This window comes from Arthrobacter sp. Z5-13 (assembly GCF_056499105.1).
This window is the reverse complement of record NZ_CP096460.1, coordinates 1,870,871-1,888,987: the sequence shown is the minus strand read 5'-3', so window position 1 is coordinate 1,888,987 and position 18,117 is coordinate 1,870,871. Positions and strand designations below refer to the sequence as shown.

16 protein-coding genes are annotated in these 18,117 nt (G+C 62.8%); 9 read left to right on the top strand and 7 right to left on the bottom strand.

Translation table 11 applies throughout. The annotated features are described in order from the left end of the window. Window positions 1-53: 53 nt before the first annotated feature. The 9 genes from M1E02_RS08955 (at window position 54) to M1E02_RS08915 (ending at window position 10,074) form a co-directional block, all read left to right on the top strand. Complete coding sequence (locus M1E02_RS08955; RefSeq protein WP_479377694.1) at window positions 54-1,025, top strand: tripartite tricarboxylate transporter substrate binding protein; 972 nt, start codon at window positions 54-56, stop codon at window positions 1,023-1,025. Window positions 1,026-1,027: 2 nt separating this feature from the next. Further along, a complete protein-coding gene (locus M1E02_RS08950; protein WP_479377693.1) occupies window positions 1,028-1,606 on the top strand; it encodes a tripartite tricarboxylate transporter TctB family protein in 579 nt (192 codons plus the stop codon). Continuing rightward, the gene (locus M1E02_RS08945; RefSeq protein WP_479377692.1) at window positions 1,603-3,159 is read left to right on the top strand and encodes a tripartite tricarboxylate transporter permease; all 1,557 of its coding nucleotides are present in this window, start codon (window positions 1,603-1,605) and stop codon (window positions 3,157-3,159) included. Before M1E02_RS08950 ends, M1E02_RS08945 begins: the two co-directional genes overlap by 4 nt. Further along, on the top strand, window positions 3,156-4,295 hold the full coding sequence (locus tag M1E02_RS08940) for a sialidase family protein (RefSeq protein WP_479377691.1): 1,140 nt from the start codon (window positions 3,156-3,158) through the stop codon (window positions 4,293-4,295). The genes M1E02_RS08945 and M1E02_RS08940 overlap by 4 nt, the downstream gene beginning before the upstream one ends. After that, complete coding sequence (locus M1E02_RS08935; protein ID WP_479377690.1) at window positions 4,292-5,170, top strand: dihydrodipicolinate synthase family protein; 879 nt, start codon at window positions 4,292-4,294, stop codon at window positions 5,168-5,170. Before M1E02_RS08940 ends, M1E02_RS08935 begins: the two co-directional genes overlap by 4 nt. 43 nt (window positions 5,171-5,213) lie before the next feature. After that, window positions 5,214-6,848, top strand: a complete 1,635-nt coding sequence (locus M1E02_RS08930) for a fucose isomerase (RefSeq protein ID WP_479377689.1) — start codon at window positions 5,214-5,216, stop codon at window positions 6,846-6,848. A gap of 9 nt (window positions 6,849-6,857) precedes the next feature. Further along, on the top strand, window positions 6,858-8,417 hold the full coding sequence (locus M1E02_RS08925) for an FGGY-family carbohydrate kinase (protein ID WP_479377688.1): 1,560 nt from the start codon (window positions 6,858-6,860) through the stop codon (window positions 8,415-8,417). A 186-nt stretch (window positions 8,418-8,603) separates the two neighbouring features. Then, window positions 8,604-9,521 (top strand): LysR family transcriptional regulator, encoded by a 918-nt coding sequence (locus tag M1E02_RS08920; RefSeq protein WP_479377687.1) that lies wholly within the window; start codon window positions 8,604-8,606, stop codon window positions 9,519-9,521. A 46-nt stretch (window positions 9,522-9,567) separates the two neighbouring features. Then, window positions 9,568-10,074, top strand: coding sequence for a DUF2004 domain-containing protein (locus tag M1E02_RS08915; RefSeq protein WP_479377686.1), 507 nt, complete (start codon window positions 9,568-9,570; stop codon window positions 10,072-10,074). 79 nt (window positions 10,075-10,153) lie between these two features. Here the strand turns inward: M1E02_RS08915 and metE are convergent, their stop codons facing one another. The 7 genes from metE to M1E02_RS08880 all read right to left on the bottom strand — a co-directional run bounded on the left by metE (window position 10,154) and on the right by M1E02_RS08880 (window position 18,088). Beyond that, window positions 10,154-12,496, bottom strand: coding sequence for a 5-methyltetrahydropteroyltriglutamate--homocysteine S-methyltransferase (gene metE, locus M1E02_RS08910; protein ID WP_479377685.1), 2,343 nt, complete (start codon window positions 12,494-12,496; stop codon window positions 10,154-10,156). A 129-nt stretch (window positions 12,497-12,625) separates the two neighbouring features. After that, a complete protein-coding gene (locus M1E02_RS08905; protein ID WP_479377684.1) occupies window positions 12,626-13,594 on the bottom strand; it encodes a methylenetetrahydrofolate reductase in 969 nt (322 codons plus the stop codon). Between the two features lie 420 nt (window positions 13,595-14,014). Then, a complete protein-coding gene (locus tag M1E02_RS08900) occupies window positions 14,015-14,755 on the bottom strand; it encodes a hypothetical protein (RefSeq protein WP_479377683.1) in 741 nt (246 codons plus the stop codon). Beyond that, the gene (locus tag M1E02_RS08895; RefSeq protein WP_479377682.1) at window positions 14,745-15,791 is read right to left on the bottom strand and encodes a vWA domain-containing protein; all 1,047 of its coding nucleotides are present in this window, start codon (window positions 15,789-15,791) and stop codon (window positions 14,745-14,747) included. Before M1E02_RS08895 ends, M1E02_RS08900 begins: the two co-directional genes overlap by 11 nt. Then, window positions 15,773-16,804: a vWA domain-containing protein gene (locus tag M1E02_RS08890; RefSeq protein WP_479377681.1), complete on the bottom strand. Its 1,032-nt coding sequence runs from the start codon at window positions 16,802-16,804 to the stop codon at window positions 15,773-15,775. Before M1E02_RS08890 ends, M1E02_RS08895 begins: the two co-directional genes overlap by 19 nt. Beyond that, window positions 16,795-17,259, bottom strand: coding sequence for a hypothetical protein (locus M1E02_RS08885; protein WP_479377680.1), 465 nt, complete (start codon window positions 17,257-17,259; stop codon window positions 16,795-16,797). Before M1E02_RS08885 ends, M1E02_RS08890 begins: the two co-directional genes overlap by 10 nt. After that, window positions 17,249-18,088 carry a DUF58 domain-containing protein gene (locus M1E02_RS08880; RefSeq protein WP_479378110.1) on the bottom strand — a complete coding sequence of 280 codons (840 nt, stop codon included), beginning with the start codon at window positions 18,086-18,088 and terminating at the stop codon, window positions 17,249-17,251. The genes M1E02_RS08885 and M1E02_RS08880 overlap by 11 nt, the downstream gene beginning before the upstream one ends. Window positions 18,089-18,117: the final 29 nt, after the last annotated feature.

Genomic DNA, 18,117 nt, shown 5'->3' with positions numbered 1-18,117 from the left:
CCGGCTCTCCGAGCCAAGCACCACCCGCACTGCAACAACAAGGAAGTTGGATCATGAAAAAGTCTCGCAGTCTCACAGTGGCCAGCGTTTTTTCCGCGGCTGCCTTTGCGCTCACAGCATGCCAGGGAGGTGGTGGAACCGGTGGCGCTCCCGCTGCGGATAACTATCCGGAAAAGGACATCACCTTCATTGTCCAGGCTGCGGCTGGTGGCGGTTCCGACCTCGCCTCCCGCGCCCTCGCCGCCGAACTTGAGAAGGACCTGGGCGTCTCCGTGATCGTGGAAAACCGTCCCGGCGCCTCGGGTTCTACGGCTATGCAGTACGTTGCCGACGCTAAACCTGACGGTTACACCATCGGCTTCGTCCCGGTGGAAATTTCCATGCTCGGCCATCAGGGCTTCGACGTCGAGCCCGCGAATTATGACTTCCTCGGACAGATCATGCTCGCCCCCGGTGTCGTCTCCGTACCGGTGGACAGCCCGATTAAAACAATGGACGACCTGGTGGCTGCCGGGAAGAACGAGCCCCTGAATATGGCAAACTCAGGACCCGGTTCCATTTGGGAGGCAGCAGAGCTGGGTATCGCCGAGGCCACCGGCGCCCAGATAGTTCCTGTGCCGTTCGACGGCGGTGCGCCTGCCGTCGCAGCTGTCATCGGCAAACAAGTGGACGGGGCAGTAGGTGGGACCTCTGAATCACAGGCTGCACACAATGCCGGCCAGATCCGTGCTCTCGCTGTCCTCCACAACGAGCGCCACCCGCTGATCAAGGACGTTCCCACCGCGAAGGAACTCGGTTACGACCTTGAATTCGGCGGCTGGGGCGGCGTCTACGCTCCCAAGGGCCTCCCCGACGAGGTGCGCGATCGCTTGGCCAGTGCCATTGAGAAGTCGGCCAAATCTGAGGGTTTCATCAACACGATCTCCAAGGGTGGGGCTCTGCCCGTCTACAAGTCGCCTGAGGACTTCACGTCCTTCATCGACAGCGAGTACGAGCGCTTCGGCAAGCTCCTTAAGAAGAGCTGATCATGAACGCCAGTCCCCTCAATCGACGGGACCGCAAGGCGGAGACGACGACGCCTAACGACGTCGAGGCGGCTGGTATGAGCGCAGCTCCAGGCGCCGAGGAGGCAGAAGCACCGTTTGCTTCTGCCTCAGCCAGCCCGTCAAAGTGGCTCGAAATCGCTATTGCGGCTGCCGCCGTCGCACTTACAGCAGCGGTTTATCTGCTGGGCGGGGCCATCGAGCTTCGGATTGAGCAGCCAGGGATGACGCCGCGCTCCTGGCCGCAGTTGTTGGGCGGGCTGGGTCTTGGGCTCTCTATCCTCCTGTTGCTAACAGCCGTTCTCCGTCCGCCTCAATCGCGATCCGATCTCGAAGCCTCCACCCGGCCAGGTTGGCTGCGGCTGCTCCTCACAGTTGTTGCCACCATCGCGTTCCTCGCGGCATGGCCGCTTCTCGGCTTCGTCTTTACCGCACCGGTCTTCATTGCCGTGGTGACTGCCATCGGCGGCGGACGGGGATTCCGTGCGCTGCTCATCTACCCCATTGTGATGGCGGCCCTGATCTACGCCCTGTTCAACCTACTCCTGAAGGTTCCGCTATGAACGCCTTGGAAGCCGGACTCAGCGCCGTCACGGATCCCGTCACCCTGCTGTGTTTGATCATCGGACTCGCGGTGGGAACACTCGTGGGAGTTTTCCCAGGTGTCACCGGATCGATGGCCGTCGCCCTGGCATCCGGATTCACTCTGACCCTGGAACCCGTGCAAGGTCTTGCGGTACTCCTCAGCATCTATGTCGGAGCCAATTACGGGGACCGCGTCCCATCAATCCTGGTCAACACCCCCGGAACTCCGGCAGCCATAGCCACAACCTTTGACGGCTATCCAATGGCGAAAGACGGCCGTGCGGGATTGGCTCTGGTCATCTCGTCGATTGCCTCAACCATCGCCATCCTCGTTTCGATCGTTGTCTTCATCGTGGCGGCGCAACCTGTGGCCGCGGTCGCCTTGAACTTTGGTCCGGCTGAAATGTTTGCCCTCGTGGTCTTCGGTTTGACCATCATGGTGTCTATCTCCTCGAAATCCATCGTTAAAGGGCTGCTCGCCGGCATTGTTGGCCTGGTGCTCGGCGCCGTGGGCCGGGACCCTATCACCGGGGACCGGCGATTCACTTTCGGTATCAATGACCTTGCCGGGGGCTTGGACTTCATCGCCATCATCATCGGTCTTTTCGGTATTGCTGAACTTTTTGACCAGCTCCTTACGCACCACGAGCACAAGATCAAGCCCATTTCCTCCTTGGGAAGGTGGTGGCCCAACAAAGCTGAGTACAAGCAGATGGGCAAGCCGATGGCGCTGGGCACGGGAATAGGAGTATTCGTAGGGGTCGTGCCCGCCGCTGGCGGGGACATCGCCGGCCTGATCGGATGGGACAGGGCGCGCGCAATCTCGAAAGAAAAGGACAAGTTCGGCAAAGGCTCCATCGAAGGCATCACCGCGGCAGACAGCGCTTCCAGCGGCACGTTGGGAGGATCCCTCACCACCACCATGGCGTTGGGTATCCCCGGCGATTCCGTGATGGCAGTGATGATCGGGTCGATGGTCATCTGGGGCCTCCAACCCGGCCCACAGCTCTTCAGCAACAGTCCCGAACTCGTGGTTTCGATCGCGGCGATCATGATCATCGCAACAGTGGTCTCGCTGGTGGTGAGCCTTGTGCGCATGCGTGGGATGGTCCGGCTTATGGATTTGCCGAACCACTACATCTGGTCGGCCATCCTGATTTTCTGCCTCGTAGGCACCTACACGGTGACCAACAACATGTACACGGTGATCGTCATGCTCATAGCCGGCATCGTTGGCCTGATCATGAAGCGGACGGGGTTCCCCGCCGGCCCCGTCGTACTTGGGCTGCTCCTTGGACCGCTCGCCGAGTCCAACCTGCGCCGGGCACTTCTGATAGATGGTCCTGAGATCCTGGTCACCCATCCCATTTCCTTTGTGCTGCTGTTGCTGGCTACGGTCTCGTTGGCTCTGCCCATCATTGGCAAGTTTCGCAGTGCGCGCCAGGGCACGGGAGGTGCCGCCTCCCTTGAAGAACAGCTCGCAGAGCGGACCCGGCGTGAAGCAGCCGGTCAGGTGACGGAGAAGAAATGAATTCTGCCACCATCACACCCGGGGTCACGCGCGAGTGGGTGGCTTCCCCCCACCATGCATTCGGGCGGATGTGGCACCAGTGCCATGCCTCCACTGTGCTCAGCCTGGGAGACCAGCTTTTGTGTGCCTGGTTCGCTGGAACCGAAGAGGGCACCGCCGACAACCGGATCTGGAGCTCCAGGCGCGACTCGGATGGCATCTGGAGCATCCCGCGCATCGTCGCAGGAAGCACCCCCGTTGCCCATTGGAATCCAGTTCTTGCCCACGCACCCAACGGCGAGGTCTGGCTCTTCCACAAGCGCGGGGACCGCATCTCGTCCTGGAGCACCTGGGTGTGCACAAGCACCGATGAGGGCATCACGTGGAGCGAGGCTCGCGAACTTGTTCCCGGTGATAGCGGTGGCCGTGGCCCGGTTAAGAACCCTCCCATCCAAACAGAGGACGGGGGTTGGCTGGCGCCGGGGTCCATCGAAGAATGGCACCCATCCGGGGCTGTATGGGAGAGTTTCGTTGACCGCTCCACCGACGGCGGCTCCACGTGGGAGTCCTCCCGGATACCACTCCCCCGCAAGGGTCTACGAGGTGCAGGCATCATCCAGCCCGCGCTCTGGTCCAACGGCAGCTCGGTGGGCGCGCTCATGCGGTCCACAGAGGGGCATGCCTACGTCTCCTTCTCGGACGACGGCGGCCGGACCTTCTCGTTCGCAGAACCCAGCACACTCCCCAACAACAACAGCGGCCTCACTCTCACCCAGCTGCCCGACGGCTCCTTGGCCTGCGTCCACAACCCCACCACTGCAAACTGGGGCTCGCGGTGCCCACTCGCTGTCTCCGTCTCCGAGGATGGGCGTAACTGGGAGGAAGCCGTCGTCGTCGAGGATGGCCGCACCCCCTTGGACGGCTTCGAACCGAGCCTTCCCGCGGAGTCCGCCACCGGTTTCCAGCCCAGGGACGAAGGGGTACGTACCGACGGTACCGGGGAATACTCCTACCCGGCCGCCGTGATACTCGGCGACGATCTGATCATCACCTACACCTGGCAGCGCAGAGCCATCGCCTGCGCGACCATACCCCTCAACTTACTAACCAACCCAGAACAGCAAGATTCTGAACCACACCGAGAGGCTTTCTCATGACCGCGCAGATCATCAGCGCCCTCCCCCTTCCCTTCACTGACGAAGGCATCATCGAGTGGGACAGCTACGACGCCCTGCTGCAACGCGTTTCCCCATATGTACATGGAGCCCTGGTTGCCGGAACCACAGGCGAGTTCCCGGCTCTCGACGACGACGAACGGCTCGAAGCCTTCCGTCGCGCTTGCCTGGTCCTTGGAACCGAACGCGTGATCGCCCACATCGGGCACCCCAGCCTCCGGCAAGTCGTCCGGCTGGGCAAGGCCACCGCTGCACTGGGCATCACCCGGATGGCCACCCTCAACCCCTACTATCTGCCTGCAGATGACGCAGCCGTCGTGGAGTTCTTCCGGGGCGTGACCGCTTCCCTGCCGGGGATCGATCACTACGTCTACCTCTTCCCCGAGCGCACGGGTATCACTGTCTCCACTGACGCGTTCCGGGACATCATGGCACTGCCGGGGGTCCGCGGCGTAAAGCTTTCCGGTGCTGCCTCTCTGGACCTTGTGGCCTATTCGGCTGAACTCAGCCCAGGCCAGGAAGTGTATTCCGGAGACGATTCCACGCTGCCGCAGGTTCTCGAGCACGGCGGGATCGGAGTAGTTTCCGGCGTCTCGGCGGCATTCCCGGAAACCTTCGCCCGCCTGGCCGCGGCGCTTGACGCCTCGCCGCAGAAGGGTGAGGGAATCAGCGACGAAGCACAATCCCTACAGAAGACAGTCGTGGAACTGGTCCGCCTGGCAGGGCCGTCCATCATCCGCCTGAAAGAAGCAGTCTCGGTGAACGTCGACGGCGAATGGGCCTCTCGCATGCCGATGCCGGCCATCGACGACTCATTGCGCACAGAACTTCATCGGGCCGCTTCCCTCAATTCCTAACCCCTGCGAGCGCCCAAACCCTTCTAAACCCGAGGAGATTTCCGTGACCACTTACGCATTCCCCGAGCAGCTCCAGCTGCCGGCCCTCCAGGAAAAAACGGTTTACACCGTGGCCAGCGGCGATCTCCGCCTCAGCGCCAATACGGCCGGCTGGCCCACCCAACAGAAGCTGGAAGCTGACTTTACCGCCGCCGTCGAACGTTTCGGGTTCCAAGTCCGGAGGGCACATGATGTAGATCCCGAGAAGGGCCACGGTTTCATTGACAGCCAGCGCGCCGGGCTGGGGGTTTTCCGTAACGTTCCCGCCACGGCTCCGCTGGTGGTGGTGGATGCCGTGTGGCAGTACAGCCATCATGTGTTGGCTGGGCTTCGCGCGCACCAGGGCCCCATCTTGATTGTGGCAAACTGGGCCGGCGATTTCCCGGGCCTGGTGGGTCTGCTTAACCTGACTGCTTCACTAACCAAGGCGGGGGTGCCTTACTCGTCGCTGTGGAGCAAGGACTTCACAGACGAGTGGGCAACGGAAAAAGTGGGCGAATGGCTCGAGACAGGCACTATCCGGCATGATATCGGCCATGTTCGCGACCTGGAAGGACTGCCGGACACGGACGAAGTGCAGTTGGGCCAGGCACTGGCACAGCAGCTGCTGCAGGAAAAGGCCATCATTGGCGTGTTCGATGAAGGCTGCATGGGCATGTACAACGCGATCATCGACGACGAGCTGCTGAATCCGCTGGGCATCTACAAGGAGCGCCTTTCGCAGTCCGGGCTGGTAGCCGAAATGCGGAACGTTTCCGATGATGAGGCTCAGAAGGTCCGTAGATGGCTGGATAATGCAGGATTCACCTTCCATTTCGGCACTGACGACGCCACTGAACTCACCGAAGCCCAGGTACATGAACAGCTAAAGATGTACATCGCTGCAGTGAGGATTGCCGACGACTTCGGGGTAGACGCTATCGGCATCCAGTACCAGCAGGGCCTCAAGGACATGACCCCGGCCTCGGACCTGGTGGAAGGGCTGCTGAACAACGTTTCCCGCCCGCCAGTGCTATCCCGGGATGGATCCCGTGAACTGTACGAGGGCGCGGCGCTACCTCACTTCAACGAAGTGGACGAAGGTGTGGCGGTAGATGCGCTGGTCACCAACCGGGTCTGGACGGCCATGGGCCTGGATCCTGCGACGACTCTTCATGACATCCGCTGGGGAGAGGAATACGACGGCGAATTCGTGTGGGTCTTCGAGATTTCCGGTTCAGTCCCTGCCTCCCACAACGGCGGCTATGACAAATCCCACGGCCTCAGGCAACCCGCTATGTTTTTCCCCAGGGGCGGTTCCACTCTGTCCGGAACCTCGAAACCCGGTGAGATTGTCTGGTCCCGGGTTTTCATCATGGACGGTGCACTCCACGTGGACCTTGGCCGGGGCCACGCCATTGAGCTGCCCGACGAGGAAACCCAGCGCCGGCTTAATGCCACCAACAAGGAGTGGCCCATCATGCACGCCGTGCTGCATGGCGTCTCGCGCGATCAGCTCATGGCGCGGCACAAAGCCAACCACGTGCAGGTCGTTTATGCACCGGACGCCGAGACGGCAGACAAGGCCCTGGTGGCCAAGGCCGCACTCTTCCAGGACCTGGGCGTCCACGTGCACCTTTGCGGCGACGTAAACCTTTAAGGATCCGTCATGGCGGACGTAATACTCGGCGTCGATATCGGCACCTCCAGCAGCAAAGGCGTACTGGTTGACCTTGCCGGCAATGTGCTGCGCAGTGAAACCCTTGAGCACCGCGTCGACCGGCCGCAGCCTGGCTGGGTGGAGATGGATGGACGCGTGTGGTGGGAGGAGTTCGCGGCGATCGCCCGCAGCCTCGTCACCTCTGGGGATACCGTTACCGCCGTCGGCGTCAGCGGAATGGGACCCTGCGTCCTTCTGGCCGACGCCGCCGGCACTCCACTGCGTCCTGCGATTCTCTATGGGGTGGATACACGGGCAACCGCCCAGATCGCTGAGCTGACGGAACGACTCGGCGGAGCCCACAGCATCCTGGACAGGTGCGGTTCGGTGCTGTCCACACAGGCGGTGGGCCCGAAAATTGCCTGGATCGAAGAACATGAGCCGGAGGTTGCCGGAGACGCGCGGATGCTGTTCATGCCGGCTTCCTGGCTGGCTTACCAGTTGACCGGCGAATATGTGCTTGATCATCACTCAGCCAGCCAATGCACCCCGCTTTACGATGCCGTTGCACTCGACTGGTACCAGCCGTGGGTGCAGGAAATTGCGCCGCTCCTGGCCCTGCCGCCGTTGCGGTGGCCCTCAGACACAGCCGGACGCATCACAGCGGAGGCGGCGGCGGAGACCGGGCTGCCGCAGGGAATCCCCGTTATCACCGGCACCATCGATGCCTGGACGGAATCGGTCAGTGTAGGGGCGCAGAAACCGGGTGACCTCATGCTGATGTACGGCACCACCATGTTCCTCGTCCACACCACGGCCAATCGCATCTCGGTCCCGGAGCTGTGGGGCACCGTGGGCGCCTACGAGGGGACCCGGTCCCTTGCCGGCGGGATGGCGACGTCGGGTGCTATCACCAGCTGGCTGAAAGAACTCTTCGGCGCCGTGGATTACCCCCAACTGCTTGCCGAAGCAGAAGAGTCCGGACCTGGGGCGAAGGGTTTACTTATGCTGCCCTACTTTGCGGGTGAGCGGACGCCCATCGCCGATCCCGAGGCGCGCGGGGTTGTGGCCGGATTGACCCTCTCCCACGGCCGCGGCGATCTCTACCGGGCAGCGCTGGAGGCTACAGCCATGGGCGTACGCCACAACATCGACAGAATGGAGCAGGCCGGGGCGTCAATTGACCGCCTGATAGCTGTCGGCGGTGGCACCCAGGGCGGGCTCTGGACCCAGATTGTTTCCGATGTCACCGGGCGCGAGCAGGTAGTACCGACAAAAACCATCGGTGCGAGTTATGGTGCAGCCTTCCTCGCCGCCCAGGCGGTCACAGGGCAGGCTGCCACAGGCGGCGGCGAGGCTGGGCAGGAGGTTACGATCGCCGAGTGGAACCCACCGTCCCACATCGTGTACCCGCAGCCGGCCGTCCGGGAGAACTACGAAGAGCTCTATGCCCTGTACCTTGAGCTGTATCCAGCGACCCGTGAGCTACAGCACCGCCTGGCGCAGCGCCAACAAGGGCAGTCACGCAGTCCCGGAGAGCATGCCCATCAGCCAAGCAAGCAGCACTAGGGGAAAACGAGCGATGACGACGTCAAAGGGAACCGTGGCCGTTGTCGGCTCCATCAATTCGACGACGATCCGATGCGCATCGGGCCTGCTCTGAGCTGACTCGGCCCGTCTTTGAACTAGGATGTTCAGACGGGCCGATGCATCAGCAAAGCTGTTGCAAGACAGTGGCCAAGGAAAGGATTTCTGATGGTCAACCCCGTCCACCTCCGCACCCTGGTCGAAGTGGTCCGGCTGGGATCCTTTGCGGCGGCAGCAACCCGCCTGGGCTACACGGCGTCGGCCGTTTCACAACAGATGTCGGCCCTGGAGCGGGACACGGGAGTGGATCTGTTCCACCGTTCGGCCAAGAGCATCCTGCCTACCGAGGCCGCGGTGGTGATGACCAGGCATGCCTCCAAGGTGCTGACCGACATTGAAGCCCTCATGGCAGCAGCAACCAGGACGCACGATGTCACGAGCCAGGAACTGAGGCTTGGCATCTTCCCCAGCCTGGCCACCTACGTTCTCCCCAAGATCCTCGAGAAGCCGGCCTGGAAAGACCTCGGCATCGATCTCCGCGTCTCCGTGGCAGAACCGTCGCAGACCATCCAGGGACTGCGGACCGGCGGCGAGCTGGATCTTGCCCTCGTCTATCAGGTGGGTCAGTCCGGGCTGGCTTGGCCCCATACGTTAAACCGCCAGTGGATCGGTGACGACAACTTCAGGGTTGTGCTCCCTGCCGCCTGGGGAATCCGCACGGACGCGAAAATGGCCGCCGACCACCTGTCTGAAATGCCTTGGATCGTTCATCACCCGGGAACCAGCGATGCCACCGTCATCGAGCGGCTGTTCGCCAGCTGCAACCTGCATCCGCGGGTTGTGGCCTACAGCGACGATTTCCATGCCAGCCTGGAGATGGCCGCTGCAGGACTCGGTGCGGCCCTGGTTCCGGAGCTCGCCCTCCTGCGCCAACCGCCTGGCGTCGTCGTGCTGGATGTCCCTGAAATCCGGCTGGCCCGGAACGTCTTTGCTCTTTTGTTCAACGAAAAGAAAACCGCCCGCGTCCAGCTGTTCGTCGATCTTCTGGCTGAGACGCTCAGCAATCTGGGCTCGAAGGGGAAATAATCCCGGATGCTGGAAATACGGTGCTTTTGGGGGCTATGTTGAACTCATGAACAAGGTAGCGAGCCAGCACTTTGGTGAGATTGAACTCAATCACGGCCGGGATCACAACATCGCGGCCAGACACGAGCTGGCCGGTCAGACCCTTGAGCTGGACCTGAACATCAACGCACACGACCATTTCGACGAAGCTGCCATGCACAAGGTGGACTACCGGCTGCGCTTCCTTCCCGAACTCGTAGACGAAGTGCGCGACATGATCGCCATCGAACTCGAGCAAGAGGGAACCAGCCCCCAGGAGTACCTCCGGTTCCACAGCAACGCCATCAAAGAAGAGCACCTCCAGAAAGTGTTCGGCGTCTCGGATAAGAGCGAGCTCACCAACGCCGTTTTCCTCAAGGCGCTGAAACTGGGCCATGTGGGTATTTATCCCGGACAGCCCGAGCGGTATTTCGTCCTCGATTTCACCCTTGGCCAGCACTTCACTGATGAAGTCCTGGTTGCCTCGGCGGATGAAGACGGCGTAGTGGACGATGAGATCGTCTGGGAGTCCTGACCTCAACCAGTCACGTTAAAGTACGACGCCGGCCGGTCACCTTGCGAGGGGACCGGCCGGCGGCGTAATTAGTCAGTTACTACTTGGCGGTTTCCAGCAGTTCGGCGCGAACCGTCTTGGTAGCCTCAACCAGGTTGCGCAGGGACTCTTCAGTCTCAGCGTAGCCGCGGGTCTTCAGGCCACAGTCCGGGTTGACCCAGAGCTGGCGCGACGGGACGTGCTTGACAGCGGTGCTCAGCAGTTCAGTGACTTCCTGCTGGCCCGGAACGCGGGGCGAGTGGATGTCATAGACGCCCGGGCCAACGCCGCGGCCGAAGCCGTGGGACTCGAGGTCATGAACCACTTCCATGCGGGAGCGGGCAGCCTCGATGGAAGTGACGTCCGCGTCCAGGCCATCGATGGCGTCGATGATGGCGCCGAACTCCGAGTAGCACAGGTGGGTGTGGATCTGCGTTGCATCCGATGCGCCGGCAGTGGAGAGGCGGAACGAGTTCACTGACCAGTCAAGGTAAGCGGCCTGATCTGCTTTCCGCAGTGGCAGGAGCTCCCGAAGGGCGGGTTCGTCTACCTGGATGACCTTGATGCCGGCGGCTTCGAGGTCGGCGATTTCATCGCGCAGTGCCAGGCCAACCTGGTTGGCGGTCTCTCCCAGGGGCTGGTCATCGCGGACGAAGGACCAGGCCAGGATGGTGACCGGACCGGTGAGCATGCCCTTCATGGGCTTGCTGGTCAGGGACTGCGCGTACTTGGCCCATTCCACCGTGATGGGGGCGCTGCGGGTGACATCGCCCCACAGGATGGACGGACGGGTGCAGCGTGAGCCGTAGGACTGGACCCAGCCGTGGACGGTGACGTCGAAGCCTTCGAGGTTCTCAGCGAAGTACTGGACCATGTCGTTACGCTCGGGCTCGCCGTGAACCAGTACGTCGTAGCCGAGCTCTTCCTGGAGTTCGACAACGCGCTTGATCTCATCCTTCATGAGCTGCTCGTACTGCTCGTTGGTGAGGTCGCCCTTGTTGTTGCGGGCGCGGGCGGACCGGATTTCGGAGGTCTGCGGGAACGAACCGATGGTGGTGGTGGGCAGCGGCGGCAGGTGCAGGGCCTCTTCCTGGGCTGCTTCACGGACCGAGTACTCGGAGCGGTTGAAGTCAGCCGCAGTCAGGGCTGCTGTGCGGGCACGGACGTCAGCGCGGCGCACGCCTTCAGCCTCGGCACGGGAAGCATTGATGCGGGTGGCTTCATCGATGGCGGGCTGAACAGCAGCGGCGTCGGTCAGCAGGCCGGCGAGGGTAACAACCTCAACTGCCTTCTGGTCCGCGAATGCCAGCCAGCTGCGGAGCTGCCCGGACAGCTGCGCCTCTTCCTCGACGTCGTGCGGGACGTGCTGGGTGGAAGTGGAGGTGCTGATGGCCAGCTTGGCTACGGACTTCTTCAGCTCGGCGATCTTGTCTGCTGAGGCCTGGAGGTCATTCCGCCAGATGTTGTGGCCGTCCACGACGCCGGCAACGAGGGTCTTGTTACCCAGGGCAGCAAGCGCCGCGGCAGACGGAACAGCGCCCTTGAAGACGTCGATGTGCAGTGCGTCGATGTTTGTTGCAGCAAGGGTTCCGAGCTGGCCGTTGAGGGCACCGTACGGGGTGGAGACGAACAGCTGCGGGCGGCTGGCTGCGGCGGAAAGGACCTCGTAGGAGCGGGCGACGGCGGCCTGGATCTCCTCGGCGGAGGTGTCCTGGTCAACTACCAGGGACGGCTCGTCAACCTGGATCCAGCTGGCGCCGGCAGCAGCCAGCTTCTCCAGCAACGCTGTGTAGACCGGCAGGATGTCCTCGAGGCGTGACAGCGGGCTGAAGCCGGCCGGGGCGTCGTCGGAAGCCTTGCTGAGCAGCAGGAAGGTGACCGGGCCCACGATGTAGGGGCGGGTCTCCACGCCGTTGGCCAGGGCGTACTCGAACTCTTCAACGATGCGGTTCGAGGTCAGCGCGAAGTTGGTCTCCGGGCCGATTTCCGGCACGAGGTAGTGGTAGTTGGTGTCGAACCACTTGGTCATTTCCAGCGGCTGCTGCTCCTTGTTGCCGCGGGCAAGGGTGAAGTAGCCGTCGATGTCCAGCTGGCCGTCGGCGTTGAGAAGCTGACCGAATCGTGCCGGTACTGCACCCAGGTGGGCAGCGGCGTCGAGCACCTGGTCGTAGTAGGAGAAGGTGCCCGGAACGGCGGCAGCCTCGGTCAGCCCCAGGGCCTGCAGCCGCTTGGCCGTGCCGAGCTGGATCTCCTTGGCTGCGGCGTCGAGGGCTGCGGCGTCGATTTTGCCGGCCCAGTAGGCTTCAATGGCCTTCTTCAGCTCACGGCGACGGCCGATGCGCGGGTAGCCAAGGATCGAGGCGGACGGGAAGGCTGTGGCTGCGGTGGCAGTCTTTTCAGTCATGTGAGGATTCCTTGAAGTGTGTGGGTGAAATTCTTGGAGGGTATGAAGAAGCGGACGGGTGTTCACCCGTCAGCAGAGAGGTGTTAATCCGTCAGGTGCCAGCGTTCATCCGGCACTTCGAGCGGGTATTCAGCTGGCAAGAACCTGCCGGCGGGCGATCGCATTGAGTCGGCTGGCCGGACGGGCCGGGCGGGGCAAGGCCAGCTTGTCCAGGACATCAAGGGCACACGCATGCTCGTTGAAGGTGTACAGGTGGATGCCAGGAGCACCGGCGTCCAGGGCAGCATTGGCGAGGTCCACTGTGGCAGCCACACCAATCCGCCGACGCTCGATGTCGTTGTCCGCCGACGCGAGGCGTTCCATCAGCCGCGGATCCGGTGCGACACCCGCAAGCTCGCCGAGCCGCGTGACCCGGCGAAGGCTCGTCAGCGGCATAACGCCGGGGATGATGGGGATGGTGACACCGGCGCGGCGTGCCCTGGTCATCAGGTCCGCGTACTGCTCAGAGTGGAAGAACACCTGGGTAATAGCGAAATCGGCCCCTGAGCGCTGCTTGGCCAGCAGCACCTCGACGTCGTGGGCCTCATTCGGCGATTCAGGGTGCCGGGTGGGGTAGGCAGCGACGCCAACAGCCACCTTGCCCGCACAGAGCAGGGCAGAACGGCGCTGCTCCACGCGGCGGATCAGTTCGATGAGATCCTGGGCGTAACGGAGGGAACCGCTGGCCGGCGCTGCACCGTCCTTGGGCTCGTCTCCCCGCAGGGCAAGGATGCCGCGGACGCCGACATCGAGCAGTTCACCGATGATCCCGGCAAGTTCCTCGGGCGTATTGCCCACGCAGGTCAGGTGCGCCAACGGCCGGAGCGTGGTTTCGAGTATGAGCCGATTGATCAGTTCGACGGCGGTGTCCCGGTTAGAGCCGCTGGCCCCGTAGGTCACGGAGACGTAGTCGGGGTCCGTGGACTCCAGTTCTCCGATGGTGGTCCACAGGGATTCGGCCGCGGCAGGCGACCGGGGCGGGAAGAGCTCGTAAGAGAGCGCCACCGGAGCGGTGTCGGAAAGATTCGAATGTGCGTCAATAAGGCTTGGTGGTGACATTTGCGTCCTTGGCTTTGACATTGGTGATACGTTCGTCCGGTCTTGTGGCTGGAAGCCCTTTACCAGTACGGCAGTGCCGTCAATGAATGGAGTTTGGGGAACACGAAAAGACTTCCGCAGGACGCAGCCGCGACTGTTACGCCTGGAAGGAAGTTCTCCGTGAGCAAATGTCAGGCCCACATGGGGGCACCCACACCCTCCTCACACGACGCATTTGCGACGGGCACTGCGGAGGATCGCTGACACGTTACCTCGGTAACTTGTATAGAACTCTATGGTCCCCGCAGCACGGCTTCAAGTTGGCCTCCGAATTAAGACGCAGTTTTACGGTCGGTTGGTGCCGGAAGCAGAAGAATCTTCGACCGGGAAGGGGCGTTGGCCCAGACGAACGCCTTTACGCTGACTGCGGGGCGAGCCACCTCACCATGGCCGGTCCGTACCGGCGCCGTCGCTGTCGAGGTATTCGTCACGTTGCTGGCCGGTGTTGCGATCCTGCTGGGACTTCTTGGCGCTTTGCTCAAGCTTCTGGAGCTGGCTCTGCCTGGCCTCATTCGAAGGCTGGGGCTGCCCGTCAGCTCCATCGCTTTGCTCCGGCTGCTTCTGGGAGCCCTGCCCTGATTTCTCCTTCAGGCGAGCGTCAGCACGATTGAGCTTCTCGCCTTCGCTGCCCCGAGCACTCTGGGACTCAGGGAAACATGCCGGTGGTGCTTCCTTAATCACAGCGAGCCCTTCCGCATAGAGCCGCGCAGCCTCGGAGCTGCCGGCCGACGCCAGCGCCGAGTCGCCCAGCGCCTCGATGGTCAGCACAAGGTTCACTCTGATCCTGCAATCGTCGGACTCCGGAGCTGCTGCCAATGCTTCCTCGAATCTGACGCGTGCACCTGCATAGTCCTCTTTGAGCACGAAAGCGTCCCCGGCGGCAAAGAGCGCCTTGTGCGGCTCGAAAATGTTGGCGAAGGCCAATGCTGAAGCAGCGGACCCCACGGCCGCAGGGTCCCCCCGCTGAAAACCCTCCGCTGCACTGTTTCCCAGGACTCCGAGGCTGAAAACTTTTGCCGTGGTAAGCAGCACAAGGAGGACAGGAACCACCGACCACCACAGCAGCTTGCGACGCCGCCTCAGCCGTTTGACATCCTCGGGGCAGGAATTCCTATCCGTCACGGAGCGGCCTCAACATCCTCAGTTGCCCCATGATCAAAATGCCCTCGCGCAGGGCGAGCAGGAGTGCTGCGAGCGCCGGGATCCAATACAACTCGGTCCGGCCGTCAAGGTCCTGGTCAGTACGGTCGAGGTTGCCGGGACGCGCGTCCTGCATCATCGGCGCCGTGGACGCGTCTGCGGTACGGTGCACGTACGGGATTCCAAGCTGGCCCGCAATTTCCTTTAACCGGTCCTCATCAATTTTGGAGATGGCATCACGGGTTTCGCCGCCCGTCCGGTCCTTGATGTAGTCCGATTCGCCGGCGTCGCCCGAACCCGTGTTTTCGCGCATTTTCCCGCCCTCCCGCGTGCCGTATCCCAACACCGCCCCGCCGTCCACAAGGGAGCCTTCTACTCCCAAGGGTGCCGGCCGCTCGGCACTGGTCTGTTCGCCGTCACCGAGGTAATAAACAATCCGGGGCCTCTCGGGATGGCTTTCTTTGGCCGCCTGAAGTCTGGCCTGCAGAGCCTTCCCCGCCATGGTGACGCTGCTTCCGGTCGAGTAGTTCGTGATCTGCGGACCCAGGATGGAAACGACTGTTTCCAACGCCGACGCGTCAACAGTCAATGGCATCCGTACTGCGGCCGATGAGTCGAAAGTGATGACTGAATAGCGGGCCCCGGAGAGCTCCCCGGCAATGGACAAGATGTCCGCCTTGACTCCCTGCATCCTGGGCTTCGAACTCCCGAAGTCCTCCGCCACCATGCTGCTGGTGGTGTCCACGACAAAAAAGACATTCAGGTCGGAGGCTGCGGCAGTCAAGTGTCCGCCAGGCAATCCCGGGCGAAGCGCTGCGAGAACCAGCAGGAGTACAAGGCCGCCACGGAACAGCCAGTCCCTGACATGTGCCCTGCCGGTTATGCCTCGGCCAAGGTTCACTGCGCCAACGCTCCCCTTCAGGAGCATCCGGAGAACCAGCACCATGGAGGCTGCTAAGGCCAAGCCCAGCATCCACCAAGGCACAATCGGGTTGAACGTCATGGCTTCAGCCGCCATGACGCCCCTGCGAGGACCAGGCCGGACAGCAGCGCAATGGCCAGCGGGATCTCCGCGCGGTCCGCAACCACGGCCCGTGGGGAACCTTGAAACCTGGAAGCCTCCGTGGCCTGCACACTGTGGATGATGCCTGCCACGGCTTCAGGATCGTCCAGAGCGTAGTAGCCGCCGTTGGTCTTCTCGGCGACAGACCGCAGCTGGGCTCCCGGCTGCCCGGGATCGCTGCCGAAATCGTAGTCGCCAGGATTCAACGCATAGATTCGCACGCCGCTTTCCTGGGCCAATGCACCCGCTTCGACGAGGGTGAAGATGGGGTTTCCAGACAGGTAGTTGTCGGTGGCCAGAATGATGGACCGTGACCGCCGCTGTGGATTCCCCTCTTGCGGTGGTTCCTCTTGCTCAGCCCCCGGTTGACCGTCTGTCTTGGGGAAGCTCCGCACGCAGGACGCCAGCCCATCTCCGATGAGTGATGATCCCTCACCGCCCCAGGTTCCGTCGAGGAAGCCTGAGGCCTCTGACTCCCCATCAAACGCCCGTCGTGCTTCCTTGAGTTGTTCGGCGACGTACTCGTAGTCATCCGTCAGGGGGAAGACCTGGACGGCGGTGCTGTCGAAAATGGTCAGTCCTATGCGCTCGCCGTCGAACTCCTGAGCGAGCCGGCCGAAGGTCTCCACTATTGCGGAGTCGGCGCTGCTCATGGAACCGGAGGCATCGAGGCAGAGGACGATGTCCCGGTTTTGCTGTTCAGGCCGGACGTTGCTGCGCTCGGCCGGCCGGGCCGCTGCCACAGCACATGACGTGACCAGCAACCCCGCCGCCACCGCCATGACCAGGACCCAACGCCGATACCGCCGGACGGCCGCCTGGTACTCAGGCAGGGCGGTGAGCCGATCGCCATGGGCCACCGGACGCCGTCGGGCATTCCCGTGCTTGTACCGCCTCAGTCCCCACCAGAAAGCGGCCCCAGCCATCGCCAGCGCTGCGGGGAGAACCCACCAGAAAGTCAGCTCCATGAGCGGACCACTTCCCTGGCCGTCTCCGCGGCAGCGGCCGGTGATTCCTGCGGATGCGCAGCGAACTCGCCAGGGTAGATCCGCGCTATGGCTGTGACCAGGGCGGGCGGGCCGTTCTCCTGCAACTCCGCAAGCGTCATCCGGGGAGCGGCGACGCCCGAGGCTCGCTGCACAAACATCCGGACGAGGAGACTGAGTTCCTGATGGGCCTGGCGTGCAGGCAAGCGGCCCGAGTTTGCGTCGGCGGCCACTTTGTTGATGCCTGCCAGAAATTCCTGCTGCAATGCGTTCAGGTCCGACGCCGGTGCGTAACGCACCGTCTGGAGGCGCGGACTCCTGGTGCTGACGAACACGAACAGGAACCACCCTGCCACCAGAACTATCAGGCCCAACCCGAACCACAGCAGCCACGGACTGTACAGCATCGGCCCATAGAACTCCGCCTTACCGTCCATGGCGGTGCCGTTCCAGCAAGGAGAAAATCGCGGGAACAACCTCGTGGCTGCTTCCGGCGGACACTTCAGCAATCCCCAGTCGCCGGAACATTCCAGCGCGTGCGGCGGTCCGCTCCGCAACCGCCAGTCTGTAGGCACGGCTGACTGCTTCAGACCCAGTCAACCGGCTCATGAGTACGCGCGCATCGGCGACGTCGAACTGCTCCCCCGGCTCGCCCAGGTTTGCGTCACGTACGGTCAGCCACAGTATCTCGTGCTGCGCCCGGAGCCGGCGCAACAGAGCTTCCAGTCCTGCATCCGGGGGAAACTCGTCCGCAACGACGAACAGCAGCATCCGCTGCCGATAGTTTCGGGCCACATGTTCGAGCTGGATGCGGAGCTCACTGGGAGGAGCTGAAAGCCCCACGCGGGTATGCACCTCACGTAGAAGCCGTTCCAGATGCGCCTCTCCCCCTTTGGCGGGCAGCGACCGTGAACCGGTCGAATCTCCTGCGACGAGGCCGACGACGTCGCGGTGGCGGAGGGCAAGGTAGCCCAGAATCCCGAGGGCCATCACGGCGATATCCTTCTTGTCTTCACCGTCAGCCGACGTCGCCGCCATATTGCGGCCTGTATCAGTCACCAGCAGCAGCGTCTGGCGCCGGACGGCCACGTAGCGGCGGACAAGGGGAGATCCGTGGCGGGCAGACGCCTTCCAATCGATATCGCGGACTTCATCACCGGGAACATAGGCCCGGAGGTCCTCGAAGTCCAGACTGCGGCCCTTGAAGACAGAACCGTACTCGCCGTCAAGCATTCCACGGGCTTTGCGATGGGCGAAGATGGACATCTTCGATTTCACCCGCTGCACCAGGCTGG